Below are 17,240 nucleotides of genomic sequence, written 5' to 3' on the forward strand. Positions count from 1 at the left end.
AAAAGGCTCTGGGTTTAAAACCCGTAGAAGGATAGCTTAAGCTATCGCTCTGTAATATGGGAGGTGCATTTTCTTTTTCATGGTATCATTCTGGCTTGTCCCTCTGTCATGCCGACTTGTTCGGCATCTTTCTGAAGAATGGATTCCCGCCGGAGTTTATCCTCGCGAAGGCGGGGACGGGAATGACGACCTCTCTTTGGATTCCCGACTAAGGACTTCGGGAATGACGACCTCTGTTTTATCCCCTCCCTTGACGGGAGGGGCTTGGGGAGGGTGATTTTAATTGACGCATTCTGTCTCATATGTGTCTGAACTTATTCAGTGTAGGGGTGTGTTCCCCTCTATTAAGAGGGGTCAGGGGTGTGTTCCCCGAAGGGTCGGGGATGGGATTAATGGGAGGGTGATATTTCAGTAAAGCTCTTTTCTTCTTATCTTGGATATATTGTAAATCGCATCCGAGGCAGGCATGCCTTTTGGAAGGTTCTTGCTCAAGGCAGGCACCTCAAATATAGTCGGCACCTGCTCCATGGTAAAACGGTCAGCCACAATAGTGCCTGCTATTGAAACTGACTGCTTTACCGTAACCTTCCCCGTGCTCAGCAATGCACCCATGAGCTCAAGATCGGGGTCACCTCCGCTTCCGCCTATAATCATCTCGCCAGTGGTCACAATGCCTAAGATATCTTTTGTTGCAAATTTATGGTCAGCACCTCCTGAAGGCATTACACTGCGTTTTATAGTCAGGCTCTTATCGGTGTAGATAGTTCCCTTTCCAGTGTAGTATAAGGCATCTTTTTCATTGTCACTGCCTGCTCCCGTTCCGATTGTAAAACCATCGGTGCATCCGTCGTTTTTTAATTTCACAAGACCTGTTACTGAAATGCTATTAAGTATTGATGATGTATTGATAAAGCCAAACTTATTTGTGCCATATCCTGTTACACAGTCAACTGCACCCCCCGCAGGTTTTTTACAGGTGAATGTGGCTTGCGAGAGGTCACAATTATTTGGCTCAATCACCAATGCAGTGGCATCCACATACGCCACATAACTGGCATAAAGGTCGCCTGTTTCAGGGTCTTTGAACTGCTCTCCGGAAAGAGAAGGCATCTGAACCTTATCCCCTAAGTCGTAATCAGGTGCTGTCCTTCCATTTGAGTCAAAACTATAATTATCCGCAAATACATTACTTTTAAGCGTGTTATCACTTGTAGTGCTGCCAAAGCCATCTGTAATATAGATTCCAGAAAGAAAGTCTTTTCCATCTGTCTTAGTTTCTTTGTCCCCAAATGTAGCCGAGCCTGAGATATTGGCAATTCCGTTTTTGATTCTTATCGTTGCCTCCAAGTCTTTTTCCTCAGTAGGCAGTCTGTACTTTAAAGTGGTGCTATATGCAGTGCCTGCGGCTTCATAATTGTTTCCGATTATCGTATCTCCTGATAAAGCAAGCACCTGTCCTGCCTGTCCAGTTCCCAAGATATGGACAGAACCTATTACCTTCACATTTCCCGTAATAACCTTTCCTCCCTGTCCACCACCTGAAAATATGGAGTTTTCCCATATTGAGATATTCTCTGCCTTAAGATAAAGAAGGATTTTTTTGTCAGCCCTCAAAACACCTCCTACTAAATTCAGGTTGGCAGTAGCCCTTTCCCTCCATGCCCTTATAAGGGCATATACCTCATCCGGTTTACTTGCATCCCTTAGGATTCGCACATTGTAACCTGCCTTATCCCCGAGTGGCTTGATGCCGCCATACGGGTCTACTCCATTCGTTATCCAAGCGGAGTCTGCTATGACATCATTAATAATAAGAGAAAAATTATAATATGTATCAGGATTCAGGGTTATCGGTCCATTTATAAGTGTAACGAAGTTTCCATTCGCCCATTTATTTGGGTCTGTGTCAGAGGAGAAATCCCTTAGGAGGTCAGATAGAATCCTGTCAGAGCCTGCCTCTGCTATCTGAAGTGCCTCAAAGCTCATCCTCTCGTTGCTTGAGATAAGTATATCTAAGCTCGATGAGGTAATTGCACCGATTCCAAGCACAGTTAAGGCAAGAAGGATTACGAGGGCTATTACTAATGCCATGCCTGATTGATTGCCTTTTATCATATTTATTAAATGTCTTTTTTCCATAGCATCCTCCTTTAACTTATGGGCATGTGCATGCCTGCTCGTTAACAAACGGCTGAGGAGAGCTTGATGTATAGTCCGCCTTTGTTGCCTGAAACGAGGTCTCTATAAGTTTATCTGTATTGCTGAAAGGCGTCGGGTTCGTCCCATCATCTGGGTATTCGTTTGACCCACAATAAGCGCCTGAGGCATTTGTAATCAATGACCATGTATCGGTTGCTAACGATGAGTCCCCTTTAGCCTGAAAGTTAACTTTAGCATCGCTTATCAGGGTTCCATCCAGATTTTTCACTTTCCCCTTCACCATAATCTTATTTTTACCTTCTGCTCCGGAAGCGACCTTTTCATAACATGTCATTTGTGCAGTAAGCACCAACTCGCTTGTGTCTGTGTATTTAGCCGAAAAACTCCCCGGATTAAGAGAGGAATCCAATGCCATCATATAGAAATCATATGTCCCGCTAAGGCTTGAAGGAGGCGTGTATTGATAGCAGTTATCCTTTCCTGACTCTGTGCAGGAATTAGTTGTTAGCGTTCCATCATAAGTGCTTTTCACAACATTGGGGTCAGGGGAGTCTATATAAAGGGCATAATAAGCCGCATCTGTAACATTGCTCCATGCAATCTGAACCTTGCCTGATGTAAGGGTCGTGCCATTAATTACAGGCGCCGCAGGCCCTGTAATATCACCCGCACAGCCTATAAAGACATTATCAACAAACCAGCCTTTATACTGGTTAGAGTCCGCACTCCCAGTATTAAATATAAATGCGACCTGAACATCCTTTCCCTCCCATGTGCTGTCAAGTTTAGTATTCAGGTCTATGGCAATATTTTCAGGGTGTAAAAGGTTTCGTGTCTTAGAATTAGAATCTTCGGCCAATGAGGCATCAGGGTCAAGCCTTACACTTACGCCGTCTTCAACCCTCTTGATATGTATTGTCCTTCTGTCCGAAGAATTACTATTAAGAATGTCGAACCCAAATGAATACTCGGTTTCCAAAGAGCTGAGGAATGTAAGGTAATTTCCCGAGGCTCTGCTTAGCTTGAATACAGGTGAGTTGAGGACTCCCCGGTTTGTAGCGCCATTGTCAAAGTCAGTGCCGTCATTATATACAAGCCACTGGCTTCCGAATGAGTCTCCCTGATGCCAGTTAGGTGAGGCATGAGAAGCAGTGTTTACCCAACCGTTTGAAAATACATTGCTTGCCTGAAGGTTATCTGAAAATCCGCCTGCCCTGACTGATGCAGTCTTTATGGAGCTGTCCGAGGCATCGGTATACTTCACATGTATCCAGTCTCCGTTTTTAATTAGAAGGGTTCCGTTATTTATGCCTGCTCCAGTAGTGATGCTCACAGGCAATGAGCTCTGAAAGACCCTTGAGCCCGCTGGAGATTTTTCATCGATGCTAATCTTCTCGGAATCCCTCTGAGTTCCGTTTATGTCAACACTGTTTAGCAGCACTGATATGGGATTGCCTGAATCGCAATCCCTTATCTCGAAATAAGCAGTTCCTCCGGCTGAGCAGTTAACGAAGAAACTGCTCTGAGAAGTGGTATAAGTGCTGTCCATAAACTTAGCTTCCACAGTGGGCGGAATGACATCCAGAAGATTATGTACCAAGTCGCCATAGTAAGTCCCATCTGGCCCGTCTTTATATTCTCTGCCATAAGCCCCTGCTTCTGGGTCGTATATTATCTTTGCCTTAGCCCTAACCTTAAGCTCATCGCCAACCGATGCCTTGTTAGTGTCATTTTTTCCAAAGAAATAAACTTGAGCTGTGCCATCGGTCTCGGTAACCGTAAGGGTAGAGGTCGTAGTAGAAGGAGAGTTACTTATGCTAAATCCTCCTATATCTGGAGAGGACTCCCCTTTGGTTTTATTTATATTTTCAAATGTAAATTCAGCCTTCACGGGCCATGGACTACAGTTATCCGAGTCCCTAAGAACCGCCTTGATAGTGGCTGGCGCCTGATAGCAGGGAACAACCTCTGCTGGAACAGGGTCTGAAATACTCACATCCAACCCAGGCATAGGACACTGGTCAAGGCTAACAACTGCTGAAAGTGTATTTGAAATAGCAGGGTCATGAGATAGAGTAATAGTTGGGTCCACATTTCCATCCCCACACCCAGAGGGTGTATTGTATATTACAGTATATAAATCGGGATTTGTCAAAGAGACACTCTCCCCTGCCTTGTTTCTTGAAAGGACTGCCTTTAGGTTTCCTAACTCTCCTTCTCTTGGGTTGCCACAGGCATCTGTTACCCTAAAATTAAGTCCAAAGGATTTATTTGGGCATTCTGTAGTGGCTATAGCAAAGGGGCTTGAGTTCTCTATAAGGTATTTTGCATCGCATGGAGAAAGGGTTATAGTCAAGGACTTTGACTTGTCAGATGCCTCTCCTGAGTTCAGGTCCTTTAGAGAATCTTCATCCACAGGGTCGCTAACTGTTATGCGTGCCGGATTCGTTCCAGATGTGAAAGTATCAGGAGCATAATATATGACAGTGGTATAGCCACTTGAATCTGTGTTTAAAATGGTAGATGTAAGTAGAGACGAATCCGAAAAACTTCCTGCATTCGTAATATCAAATTTGAGTCCAAAGCCATTCATCGGATTTCCGCATTTATCGGTAACCTGTGCCTTGATTGTTGATGTCTGATCCGGACAGCCTGTTGAGCATCCTTTAAGAGAAGTAGAGGTCGCATCCATCTTGGCAATCTTCCATGGCTTGCCTGCTTTAACTATTATTGTTCTTGAGGTCAGGATGTCATAGGTGCAGGGAGATGGAGGATTCCATGAGCCTAAAATCTCTATAGCAGTTCCTGCGGTCTTGATATCACTGCTATTTATCATTGTAGAGCCTGTTGTCGTTGATACATTTATTATATCAGTGGGTGAAAATGTGAGAGGCTCTCCACCCTTAGGAAAGACCTTTACCTTAGAATTGTTCGCATAAGGATAGGTCTCACCGACTTTGTAGTCATAGCCTACTCTGTGGTTCTCTAAGTCCCAGATTTTTACAGTGATATTGGCAATCTCATTGTCACAAAATGCAATGTCAATCTTATCTATAGACATCTCTAAGATTCCACAGCCTGCACCAGAGACCTTCCATGTCTTTTCCCCTCTAAGTTTAACGCTTGTCTCTAATGTCCTGTTGAGTTTATTGCCTGTCTCCGGGTTTACCTTTTTGGTCTCAGATGTTATGGAGACCTTTATGCGCCTTATATCGCCTAAAGTGTTCTGGTCAAGCGATGTGATGGCTCCGGTTTGAACATTATAGTTCATTGGAGAGTCAGAGGCATCATAATAAATGAGGGTGACATTAGTTATACCATCGGCAATCACCTGTAATGGATTACCTGTGTCATTGGGGTCATTAAGAGGGGCTGAAGCGCCAATATTTCCACTTTTCCTTAGCAGTTGTTTGTCTGTGCCGTTATATGTATAAAGCACCCAGTCAAGATAGTCATCTGCATCGACATCTGCTGTAAAAAGCACATTCGCAAATGAAATACTTCCGTTATAAGTATAACTTCCGATATTTCTTGTAATCTCATTTGCAATCCTGAGCTCGTTGACAAGCATGTCCATGCCTGTTCTCATCTCCTGCTGCATGGTAAGTACCTGGTCCTGCCAGAATTTAGAGCGCATCTGGCTTATGAAAATTCCGTATATAAGTCCGATTACTATTGTAAGTATGGAGATAACTACTAAAAGCTCTACAAGCGTAACGCCTCTTTTGTTTCTTAGGGTCTTTATACTCATTAGAAGAACTCCCTGTCCTTTCCTGTTACTAATGTCCGTGAGGATATCTTGTGAGCTATACCCCCTTCTGTCCATGTGATTATTACATTTACTTCTTTCGCCAGTGCCTCCTCGTTATTGCATGGGGGAGCATCGCTGTCTTCACAGATATTTCTGACATTTACAATCCTCGTATATGTATTACCTCTTGGATTCGGTGTGGTGGGGGGGGGAAGTGTCTCCGTCCAGTCGGGCTCATAGCCGGCACAGCCGGGCTCGGTATTAGATGCACAGTCGAGCTGCGCATCGTTAGTGGTCTTATTGTTTGTAAGGTCGTTAACTGTTGCTTGATTGGCAAATCCCGTAGCAGTTCTGGTTATAAAAAAGGCAGAGGGCTGTCTGAACTCTTCTAATTTTTCCTGAAGGAAGTTTGTTGCCTCAGCCAGCCTGCCTGAGTCAGTGTTGCCTCTTATGGCAATGACTTGCATCTGGGCAACTGCAAGTAAGCCATAGGCAAGTATTGTCATGGCTATCATAAGCTCCACTAAGCTAAAGCCATCCTTATTAAGTTTAGGTTTATTCATCTATTGCTCTTCCCAGTTTGTGTAGTTAGGAGGAGCACACTCAGGAGTAGCCCTGTTTATGTCGCCGCTTTTTCCTCTCCAGAGCTTTATCCTGCCTGTTACAGGGGTTACGGTGAGCCTCCTGTATTCAAAATCGTCATTTCCTCCGTCGGTGTCTATCTCTGTGCTCATGCAGACCACACCATTTGTTAAGGACGGAGGAAACATGGTTACATTAGGCAGTCCTGAGGGTGGGGATACTGTGATTGAAGCCCGACCGCCAAAGACTGCATTATACATACTAACATCTGTGTGCATCTCCTTTAACGAGATATTGTATGCGCTTACAGCTCCACTATCTAAATTGACATATTCCTCTCCTGAATCCCATGCGCCAAGGTTGCTGGCATCTAAAAACGAGTAATACGAGTCATCTAGTGTGTTAAAGATTGTAGTAACAGACATGTTCTTTGAGATGCATAATGTTTTTGCCAGCCTCAGCCTGCCTGCCATATCCTTAGCAGAGGTATCAATCCTGTATTTGGAGCGAAACCCTATAAGATACTCTGTTCCAAGCCCAGCGATTATCCCGATAATAAGGATAACGACTACAAGCTCTATGAGCGTAACGCCTCTATCTGCCTTTCTTTTAATCCTCATATCTTGCCTCTGCCTTTAATATAGCAAAAACCATTCCATGATTCAATATCCCACTGCCTCCCTAACAGGAAGGGCAGAAGGGAATTAAAACTATGTAATCCATTTCCACTTCTATGTAACCGATTACATACTATCTTATGTATGCCTCGGTGACATATCGGCGCATCATTCTATGGGTGTTGAAGTAATAGGCGTTTTTGCCGATGGCATTCTCCATCATTTTTATCCATGTGTGTCTGTCATTATAGAACCGAGGGATGATGACATTTTGCAGTTTCTGGTAAAGGTCCTCTACATCCTGCTCGTCGCTTGAAACACCCGGCGTCACACCTGCCTGTCCTATTGACCAGCCTGTATAGTCCTCTATATGTCCTTCTATCCACCATCCGTCTAAGACGCTGAAGTTTATGACTCCATTATGCGATGCCTTCATACCCGATGTTCCGGACGCCTCGAGGGGTCTTTGAGGTGTATTAAGCCAGAGGTCAACACCTGAGACCATTTTAAGGGCAATCTGCATATCGTAGTTTTTAAGGTAGGCAATGTTTATCTTACCTTTAAGGGCAGCCTTACACTCAAAGATGTGTTTTATAAGGGATTTTCCGGGATTATCCTTAGGATGTGCCTTGCCTGCATAGATTATCTGTATTTTCCCTGTGCCAATTCTCTCGAGCCTGCCAAGGTCCCTGAAAAGGAGGTCTGCTCTTTTGTATGCAGCCGCCCTTCTTGCAAACCCAATAGTAAGGGTCTCGTAGTCCATCTGAATACCTGTTTCGCTTTTTACATAGTCAATCAAGGCTTTTTTAGCTCGCATGTGCGCAGACCAGAGCTCATCGTTAGGTATACGCTCTACTCTGACAAAAAGCTCAGGTTCATTAGCCCAGCCAGGGATGTATTTGTCATAAAGCTCTCTTAGAGACTCACATGTCCATGTATAGGAGTGAACACCGTTTGTTATAGAGGAAATCTCATATCCCGGAAACATACCCATCGAGACATCCCTGTGTTTTTTTGCCACTCCGTTGATGTATTCGCTCAGGTTGAGTCCAAGGAGGGTCATATTAAGCTTGTTTTCGCCTGCCAACCTTTTAAGAATCTTACTGGGAATGACCTCACCGAGCACATCGGATACAAGCTCATAGGAGAACCTGTCGTGCCCTGCCTCGATAGGCGTATGGGTCGTAAACACGCAAAGATCCCTAACCTTTGGTATGTCCCATACGAGGTCCTCATCCCACACCTCCTCTATGTCCCTTTTATATTCCTGAAGAAGCTCGATTGTAAGAAAACTTGCATGACCCTCGTTCATATGATATTTTTTTATCTCGAATCCAAGCTTATAGAGCATTCTCACTCCACCTATGCCCAATATTGCCTCCTGCTTAAGCCTGTACCTTTCATCTCCGCCATAAAGGTAATGTGTAAGTTCCCTGTCTTTAGGGATATTGGTGTCGATGTCTGTGTCTAAAAACAGAATCGGCAATTTTCCGCCAGTTATGCTTTTCTCTACATAAAGCCATGCCTGTATGGCAACCTCCCTGCCCTCTAATCTTAGGAAAACCTTCTCAGGCAAAAGGGACATGAACTTTTTAGGCTCCCACTCGGCAGGATGCTCTGTCTGGGCTCCTGTGCTATCTATATCCTGCTCGAAATATCCCTTTCTGCTTAAAAGAGTTACTGCAATCATTGGCAGTTTCATATCAGATGCAGACCTGAGGGTATCTCCTGCTAAGACTCCGAGGCCCCCGCTATAAGTGTGGATGTCATTGTGTATGCCTATCTCCATGGAGAAATAGGCAATTCTGGGCTCTTTCAGAAACTCTGTTATCTCATGGTTATTAATAGCCATAGTCTGATTATTCTATCACAGACCCCTTATTTCTGGGGGTTTACTCCTTTTCCGCTTAGGTTTGAAATCCTCTCAGTGCATTTTACGAAATCTAATTTATTAAAATTCATACAGCCATTACAGGATATGCAGTCTGCCCCTTCTTTGCCCTCTTTCATTAGATTTGGAAGATTCGGCTCTCTTATGAGTGGTCTTGAGATGCCAATGAGGTCTGCCTCTCCTTTGGTAAGGACATCCTCCATTACTGCCTTTGAGCGCATTCCTCCTGTAAGTATAACAGGCGTTCTGAGCTTGCCTTTAAAAAGCCCGCCTGAATCTCTGAGATAAGCCTCCTCGCTAACTGTCTTGATATCAGGTCTTGAAGTCTTAATTCGGGATTCCCTCATTCCCGAGCTTATCTCGATAGCATCGATGCCCAATGCCTCGAGCCTACTTGCAATCCTTAGAGCCTCATCAGGCTTAATCCCATCTAAAAGGAGGTCATCCGAATTGAGCTTTATGAGCACAGGGTAGTCTTCTCCTACAGAGTTTCTTATTACCTTATAGACCTCCTCTACAAAGTGAAAGCGTCTTTCTTCATCTCCTCCCCAGTAGTCGTCCCTGATATTCGTATGTGGCGAAAGGAAACTGCTTAACAGGTAGCCATGTGCGGCATGAATCTCCAGTGCATCAAACCCTGAAATCTGTGCCCTTCTTCCTGCCTCCCCAAAGGCATCGATAATCTTCCATATCTCGGCATCTGTCATTGCCTTAGGAAGTGTCTTTGACGATGGGTCATACACCGAAGAAGGCGCAATAGGCTCAGCACCACCCAGAAGAAGTAAGGGGCATTGCCTGCCTCCATGGGTAAGCTGAACTGTAATGACGCCTCCAAGTCTATGGACAGAATCCGTAAGGCGTCTTAAGCCATTGATGTAAATGTCGCTATGGATGCAGAGCATCTTTGGATGAGACCTGCCTGATGGATGAATTAGTGCAATGCCTGTAATGAGCATCGCACTTCCACCTCTTGTGAGGTCTTCGTACATCTCTATCAGGAAGTCCGTGACAAAACCGTCTTCGTCTGCCCTCTTCTCATAGGTTGCGGCACGGACAATGCTATTAGGAAGGGTAAGTCCTGAAAACGAAAATGGCTCAAATAGCATAAATCCTCCTTATCTTTAGATTTTACCATGCCACGCAAAGAAGGGTCACACTCCTCAGACAAGAATTAAATATCCAGATTGCATTTAAAATGCAAAATTGCAAGAAAAAAATCAATAAGTTTCAGGGGTAAAAATCTGAAAAAGAAAAGCTCCCCGAATGTGGCAGGTTTAGAACCCTAAGGGGCGAGGCAGAACCTGTGGTCTATTTCCGAATCATCCACCTAACCCATCAGAATGACGGCAAAAATGATTATCGGGTTGATGTCGTTGATTTCAGGGGAAGCGTTTACAGGTAGTTCTTATTTCACATTCTCGGCCAGCCCATAAAACTAACCCCTGAAAGGAAAAGACAGAGGTCTAAAAGACATGGCTATCAGCAATCTTGTGGCTCAACTTTTTACCACAAGCACCGGGCACGGGGCATTCTGGAGGACCTTGTTTAGGACGCCTCCGCCGAAGAGCTTTTTTATCCCTTTTCGACTGCCTTCTCCCATTATTATGATGTCGCATCTTTCCTCCAAGGCAGCGGATTTTATCCTCTCGGGGATATCGCCTTCTTCGACCCTCACCTTGACAAAAACCCCTTCCTCGCCAGCAATGCCTTCAACCTCGGAAAGGGAGCTGGAAATACCCGAATTCAATACATCTTCGATGTTCTTGACTCCGGTAAGGTCTAAATCGCCCTCATAAGGGGGAATTACCTTAATGACGGTTATCCAGCTTTTCTCGTCGCTTGCAAGCTTAAGACCATGCCTTAAGACATCGAGCGAGCCGTTTACGGCTATCAGAACCTTCCTGCAACCCTTCATGCTCTACCTAACCACAAGCACCGGCACCGGGGCATTCGCGATTACACTTTCGGCGGTGCTGCCGATTACCGCCTTATCGAGCCCACGCCATCCGCTGCTTCCCATGACGATAATGTCGCTCTTGATTTTCTTAGCCGTCACAACTATCCTTTCTCCCGCATGCCCTTCTTCGACGATAGAGTTGATCAGTACGTCGTTTTCAGATGCCATCTTTTCAGCCTCGTCGATAATCTTCTTCGCCTCTTCGAGGAGCCTTTTCCGGATTGAGACGGTCATGAAGAACTCGACCATTTCCTCATACCGCGGTATGACATAAAGCACGGTTATAGATGTGGGATTAAACCTTGTGAAATCAAAAGCCCTGCCAATGGCTTTCTTTCCGGTCTCGGAGCCGTCAAAGGGAACCAGAATGGATTTGTACTCTCCAGTGCATTCGACACAAGGCCGCTTAACAACAAAGACATCGCACGGGGCATCCAGAATCACGCTTGATGTCACGCTCCCCATTATCAGCCTTTTAATGCCCTTTCTGCCGTATGTGCCCATAGCTATGAGGTCAGCGCCTTTGCCTTTTGCCACATCTATGATTACATGGGGGGCCTCGCCTTCGCATATGAAAGAGTCTATCTCGATTCCAAACTCCGCCGAATACCTCTCTTTTGCCTGGTAGCAGATTTTTTTGCCAAACTCGACCCTCCGCTCAATCTGGTCGGGAGCTATGCCAAACTCTTCGGGGTCGAAGTACGCGGCATTAACAAGGGTGATATTTCCCCCATGTCTTTTGACCCAGTTAGAGACCTCGACGAGAGCCGCCTTACTATATTCGGAATCGTCGAAGCCAACTATAATATTCTTAAACATATTAGTGCGCGCCTCCGCCCTTCCTGAATATTAGGCCCACGCCAAAACCCGCCCCGAGCGCAATGGCTATCGATATTATCCCGTAAAGCGCGCCGTTTTCCTTTGCCATTCCCGCAAGAAACTTTATAAGCCCCACTTGCTCCACGAGCACCGGCGTTTCCGCCTTCTCGACTATATGATTGTCCTTAACGGCATAGACCGTGACGGTATAATTTCCGGGCGAAGCCTCATAGGGCCAGTCGAGCTTTATGGAGAAGTCCTGAGTGCCTTTTTCCTGTGATAAGGCTATATTTCCCGTCGAGGTGTAGTAAAGCCTTGACGACTCCTTGAACTTTACGAACTCCTCAAACCAGTTCGCCCTCTCGGTTTCGTCCTTGACAGGGGTTATCTCCATATGCTTCCCAATGGCGGAATAACCGATGGTGTTGGCATCGGCTTCCTCGGGGCTGAGCATCTCTTGGAGCCTTTTTGTGCTGTGGAGGAAATAGAGATTCGGCGCGTGGTCGAAGTTGATTTCGCCAAGGTTCATCCACAAAAAACCTGCGGCCTTGCCCTTTTTCTTAAAGCCCTGATGCCCTTCCGGAGAGGAAATCTTGATTATCAGGTCGGAGTCCAGCTCGGATTGACCGCTGACGGTCACGGTGCTTCCATGATAGAAGAAATCCACTTTTATGTGGTCATGATTTGCCTTCAAAGTCAGGTTGGCCTCTGCCTTATGCGATGCCACAAGAAGAATTACGCCCACTATGAGATAAGCCGCCGCTTTTAATAATGTTTTCATTAATGACCTCCAGCCTGTGCCAAAAGTATTGAGGGTGTGAGCGTAAGCTCGAAGATGATCTTTACGGTTACGATGAGCACGATCGCGGCAAGGAGTATCTTTAGTTGCTCGCCATTTAGCTTTCTTCCGAAAACCGCCCCTACCTGCGCTCCTATGGTAGAGCCAAAAAGGAGAAGCACCGCCAAAACAAAATCCACCGTGTGGTTGGTATATGCCTGAAGGAATGTGACCTCTATGCAGGTAAATAGCACCTGAAAAAGACTCGTTCCAACCACTACATGCATGGGCATTCGGAGAAGATATACCATAACCGGCACCATGATAAACCCGCCGCCCACGCCCATTATGGCGGCCAGCACTCCCACGATGCTTCCGAAAATTATCGGCAGGAGGGCAGAGTGAGTGACCCCGGACTTCTCAAAATGCGTTTGAAACGGCAGAGACCGCAGAAACCTTGTTGTTTTCGATTCTCCCTTCGGTTCTTCTTTGAGTATTTCTTTTTTCCTTAAGCTCGAGAGGCTCTCAATGAACATATAAGTGCCTACGATGCCGAGCATAAGCACATATGTCATCTTTATAACGAAATCCGCATTGCCCATCGCCCTTAGGACATTGACACTCTGAACCCCTAAAAGCCCGCCAACGAAACCTCCTATCAGGAGATATAATCCCATCTTGAAATCCACATTGCCTACTTTCCAGTGGGCGTATGTCCCGGATGTGGATGCGGCCACTATTTGGTTTGAGTCCGTGGCAGCGGCAACGGTCGAAGGGATTCCGAGCATGATAAGTAGGGGCGTCATCAAAAACCCTCCGCCAACGCCGAATAAACCCGAAAGGAGTCCTACTGCGAGACCCAGCCCTACAGGTATAAGAATGTTAATACTGGTCAGTGCCACAGGAAGATAAAGAAACATTAAGCAGCCTCCACTTGTTTATTCATATGTGTTTTGTTTAGTCTCGCCAAAGTGACAATCGGCACCGATACGATTTTTAAAAGTTTTTTAAGGTCTCTTACAGCCATGCCGTTCCCCGTGATATCAGTGCCCAGAAGGACCAAGTCTATGCTTTTGTCCTGCTTTAACAAATCTCTTACAGCCGAAGGGATGTCGTCCGAAACCGCAAATATATTCAGGGTGATGCCCGAATCCTTGCACTTTTCCTTAATATCGTGCAGTTGTTTTTCTTCGTCTTTCTTGGATGCCTTGTCTTTCAACATCTCCCTTGCCGTTTCATCCTCGTTTGCCTCGGCAAAAGTAACTGCCGTCATAAAATCCTCGAACCTTTCGGATAATTTTTTCCTATAGACCATCAGTACCGCCATACCCCTCCGGGTCATCTTGACCAGTTCAAGGGCATATGAAAGGCTGTCATCCGAAATGCCTGCCGAAGAACTTACTACCAACAGATTCCTTCCCATTTTTATAGCTCCCTACTTAGAGGGATAAAGCACAAAGAGTGCCTGAATATAAGTCATTGAATTTATGGGATTATTTAAGGTTGGAGCCGGGGAGTGTTTATATTATGAACATAAGCGAGATACTTCTATTACGCTGGTAACTAATTGATACATTGCGATAATTAGGCCATGAGAGCTAAGCAGAGGCAAGTGTTTATAATATGAACAGTTCGGCTTAGCGGTCTCTGTCTTCTTTCAGGATTTTCCAGAGGCTGGTTCTTGAGATGCCGAGAATTTCTGCCCCTCTTGACTTATTGCCGCCGAGCATTGCGACGACCTTCTCCGCATATTCCTTTACAACATCGTCAACGGTTTTTATTTTATTCGGGTCTATAGTTTCTATCTCTAATTCCCGTATGCCGGATGGCAGGCTTTCGGGCGTTATCAACTGGCTTTTTTCAAGGATGATCGCCCTTTCGATTATATTCTCAAGCTCTCTTATATTGCCAGGGTAACAGTAATTTAAAATGATTTCTATTGCCTCCTCGGAAAAGCCCTTTATCTTCTTGTTGGATCTCGGAAGATGTTTCTGAAGAAAATGTGCACTCAGGGGCTTTATGTCTTCCCTCCTTTCCCTTAACGGCGGGATGAATATTTCCATCACATTCAGCCTGTAATAAAGGTCTTCCCTAAACCTGCCCTCTGCGATAAGGGATTTGAGATTCTGGTTTGTTGCGGCTATAAACCGAACATCCGCTTTCAGCGGCATTGTGCCGCCAACCCTGTAAAATTCCCCCTCTTCGAGGATCTTCAAAAGCTTTGCCTGAAGGGCGGGCGTGAGATCTGTAATCTCATCGAGAAAAAGGGTTCCTGTGTCCGCAATCTCGACGAGTCCCTTCTTGGCGGACAGGGCCCCTGTAAAGGCGCCTTTTTCGTATCCGAATAGCTCGCTTGAAAGAAGCTCCTCTGTAAATGTCGCGCAGTTAAGCGAAAGAAACGGCCTTTCTTTTCTATCGCTTGTGAGGTGTATTGCCTTGGCAATGAGGGTCTTCCCGACCCCGGTTTCACCCGTAAGAAGCACATTAAAGTCAGAACCCTTTATGCTTTCAACCGAATCGAGAACCTTTTTCATGCCTTCGCTTTTTGCGATGATAGTCAGCTTCTTGTCTATATCGAAATAAGTCTTCAAGGCAATATTTTCCTTTTTAAGTGTTTCCAGCTTTTCGATTTTTTTAACCCTCATGACAAGGTCGTCAAGGTCAAAAGGCTTTGTGATGTAATCGTATGCGCCCTTTTTCATCGCTTCTACGGCCGAACTTATGCTCCCGTAGCCGGTGATGATTATCACCTCGGTGTCGGGGTGCTTTTCTTTTACTTTCCCCAGAAGCTCTATCCCATCCATCCTCGGCATCTTGATATCGGTTATGACGATGTCGTAAGGGCTTTTTTGAAGCTTCTCCAGCGCATCGATGCCGTCCTTCGTCCCTTCGGCAAAGTATCCTTCTTCTTTCAAAGTGTCGAGAATGTTATTGAGGGTGATCTCTTCGTCCTCGGCCACCATGATTCTTAATGCCATCTATTCCTCTTTTAATGGCAGCGTGATAACGAAAGTGGTACCTTTCCCTTCCGCGCTCTTTACCTGAATATTTCCGCCATGCTTTCTGATGATATTATAAACGATGGCAAGACCCAATCCTGTCCCCTTGTCTTTTGTAGTGAAAAAAGGCTCGAATATTTTCTCGATGGTTTCCTGAGACATGCCCTTTCCGGTATCCGCAATCCTTATTATGAGGGTATTCAGCTTATGGTCGGGTTGCATGCTTGCGGTAAGGGATCCCTCGCCGGACATCGCCTCGACGGCATTTTTGAAAAGATTTATAAACACCCGCTCCATCTGCTCGGGGTCAACGGAGATATCTATTTTATCGCTGAAGGATTCCAGCGAAAACCTGACCCTCTCGAGTCCAACAACATCCGATATCTGAGAATACGCACTCCTTATCAGTTCGTTCAATTCTATCTTGCGGGACTGGGGCTCCCTGCTCCGGGCAAACTCAAGGAGTTCGCCCACGATACTCTTAACCCTCACTGTCTGATCGAATATGTCATCCAGACCCTTCACGATAAAAGGCGGATATTCGTCTCCCGCTTTTTTCTTAAGCCTCTGTGCAGTGGTGTATATGTTGCTTAACGGGTTATTGATCTCATGGGCCACACCGGATGCCAGAGCACCGATGGCTACTAATTTTTTGCTCTCAAGGAGATCCTTTTCCTTTTCTTGAAGCCGTTCCTCCATGTAATTGAATCTCTGTATCAGGACATCCACTTCGTCCTTGCCCTTGAGCTTGCCAAAACCCGAAATATATGTAAAATTCCCCTCGGATGCCTCCTCCACGGCTTTTGTCAGAATACTCATCCGCCTTATAATCCCACGGCTTATCATCAGAGAGATTCCGAGGCCTATAAGGAGAAAAAGCGGTAGCGCAAACAACATCATGGCCTGTGATAAATATACGGCCCTGTTGGCCTTTGTCCTTGCAGTTTTATCGAACTCTTTGGAAAAATCAATCATCTCTTCCCCAAGCTTCCTGAGGATGCTAATCTCTATGTCAAGGGCATTGAGATTTTTAATCGTACTATGGTTATCGGGGAGAGAATATAATTTCTGAAGCGCCTCGGCGCTTATGAGAGGGCTTTCCAGAGACGCCCCTTCTATAAGCCATAAAAAGATGGGATTTTGCCTTCGGGATTTATTGATTTCCGAAAGTTCATGCCATAGTTCCGCTACAATGTTCTCTATCCTGTTAAACCTTTGTTCATATTTATCAATAGTGGCCTTCATCGCCTGAAGCTTCCTGCCGCTTCCCGACGAATCACTTTCTCTAAGAAGCGCATTTATTCCCTTTAAGTAGACATAGACGGCTTCGAGTTCTTTCGGATTCCTGTAGAGGAAATAATTCTTTTCATGTCGCCTCAACTGAAGGGTCTTGCTCCGGATGGAATCCGACAGTTCGAGAAACCGTATCTCTTTTCTGATCTCGATGAAATTCAGATATCCGAACAAAACGAGAAAGGCTATTATAGAGCTGCTTAAGACAAAACCGAGCGTTATTTTCTTTCTGAGCGTCATATCGTATTTTATTATACGCCAGTTCAATGAGGAAGTGCAACACTTGGGGCTACGAAGGAGTTACCCTAAGTGTTTATGGAGAGACGATATAAGCAACTTAATTTGGAAGAGAGGGACAGGATAACGGAGTTGAAGGCAAGGGGTTTTAGCCTG

13 protein-coding genes are annotated in these 17,240 nt (G+C 45.4%); all 13 read right to left on the reverse strand.

Annotated elements, in window-relative coordinates; all coding sequences use genetic code 11:
- Positions 1-408: 408 nt before the first annotated feature.
- Complete coding sequence (locus HY805_09485) at positions 409-2,139, reverse strand: pilus assembly PilX N-terminal domain-containing protein (GenBank protein MBI4824440.1); 1,731 nt, start codon at positions 2,137-2,139, stop codon at positions 409-411.
- Between the two features lie 16 nt (positions 2,140-2,155).
- Positions 2,156-5,911, reverse strand: a complete 3,756-nt coding sequence (locus HY805_09490) for a prepilin-type N-terminal cleavage/methylation domain-containing protein (protein ID MBI4824441.1) — start codon at positions 5,909-5,911, stop codon at positions 2,156-2,158.
- Complete coding sequence (locus HY805_09495; GenBank protein ID MBI4824442.1) at positions 5,911-6,474, reverse strand: prepilin-type N-terminal cleavage/methylation domain-containing protein; 564 nt, start codon at positions 6,472-6,474, stop codon at positions 5,911-5,913. The genes HY805_09490 and HY805_09495 overlap by 1 nt, the downstream gene beginning before the upstream one ends.
- On the reverse strand, positions 6,475-7,113 hold the full coding sequence (locus HY805_09500) for a prepilin-type N-terminal cleavage/methylation domain-containing protein (protein MBI4824443.1): 639 nt from the start codon (positions 7,111-7,113) through the stop codon (positions 6,475-6,477).
- A 130-nt stretch (positions 7,114-7,243) separates the two neighbouring features.
- Entirely contained in the window at positions 7,244-8,899 is a 1,656-nt protein-coding gene (gene glgP / locus HY805_09505) for an alpha-glucan family phosphorylase (protein ID MBI4824444.1), read from the reverse strand.
- A gap of 89 nt (positions 8,900-8,988) precedes the next feature.
- Positions 8,989-10,107, reverse strand: coding sequence for an NADH:flavin oxidoreductase (locus tag HY805_09510; GenBank protein MBI4824445.1), 1,119 nt, complete (start codon positions 10,105-10,107; stop codon positions 8,989-8,991).
- A 389-nt stretch (positions 10,108-10,496) separates the two neighbouring features.
- The gene (locus HY805_09515) at positions 10,497-10,916 is read right to left on the reverse strand and encodes a universal stress protein (protein MBI4824446.1); all 420 of its coding nucleotides are present in this window, start codon (positions 10,914-10,916) and stop codon (positions 10,497-10,499) included.
- A 3-nt stretch (positions 10,917-10,919) separates the two neighbouring features.
- A complete protein-coding gene (locus HY805_09520) occupies positions 10,920-11,777 on the reverse strand; it encodes a universal stress protein (protein ID MBI4824447.1) in 858 nt (285 codons plus the stop codon).
- A 1-nt stretch (position 11,778) separates the two neighbouring features.
- Entirely contained in the window at positions 11,779-12,558 is a 780-nt protein-coding gene (locus HY805_09525) for a TIGR02186 family protein (GenBank protein ID MBI4824448.1), read from the reverse strand.
- Positions 12,558-13,475, reverse strand: a complete 918-nt coding sequence (locus HY805_09530; GenBank protein MBI4824449.1) for a sulfite exporter TauE/SafE family protein — start codon at positions 13,473-13,475, stop codon at positions 12,558-12,560. The genes HY805_09525 and HY805_09530 overlap by 1 nt, the downstream gene beginning before the upstream one ends.
- A complete protein-coding gene (locus HY805_09535) occupies positions 13,475-13,978 on the reverse strand; it encodes a hypothetical protein (GenBank protein MBI4824450.1) in 504 nt (167 codons plus the stop codon). Before HY805_09535 ends, HY805_09530 begins: the two co-directional genes overlap by 1 nt.
- Before the next feature lie 214 nt (positions 13,979-14,192).
- On the reverse strand, positions 14,193-15,533 hold the full coding sequence (locus HY805_09540; protein ID MBI4824451.1) for a sigma-54-dependent Fis family transcriptional regulator: 1,341 nt from the start codon (positions 15,531-15,533) through the stop codon (positions 14,193-14,195).
- Entirely contained in the window at positions 15,534-17,087 is a 1,554-nt protein-coding gene (locus HY805_09545) for a GHKL domain-containing protein (protein MBI4824452.1), read from the reverse strand.
- Positions 17,088-17,240 lie beyond the last annotated feature (153 nt).

The organism is Nitrospirota bacterium (assembly GCA_016207905.1).
Lineage (GTDB): Bacteria > Nitrospirota > Thermodesulfovibrionia > Thermodesulfovibrionales > JdFR-86 > JACQZC01.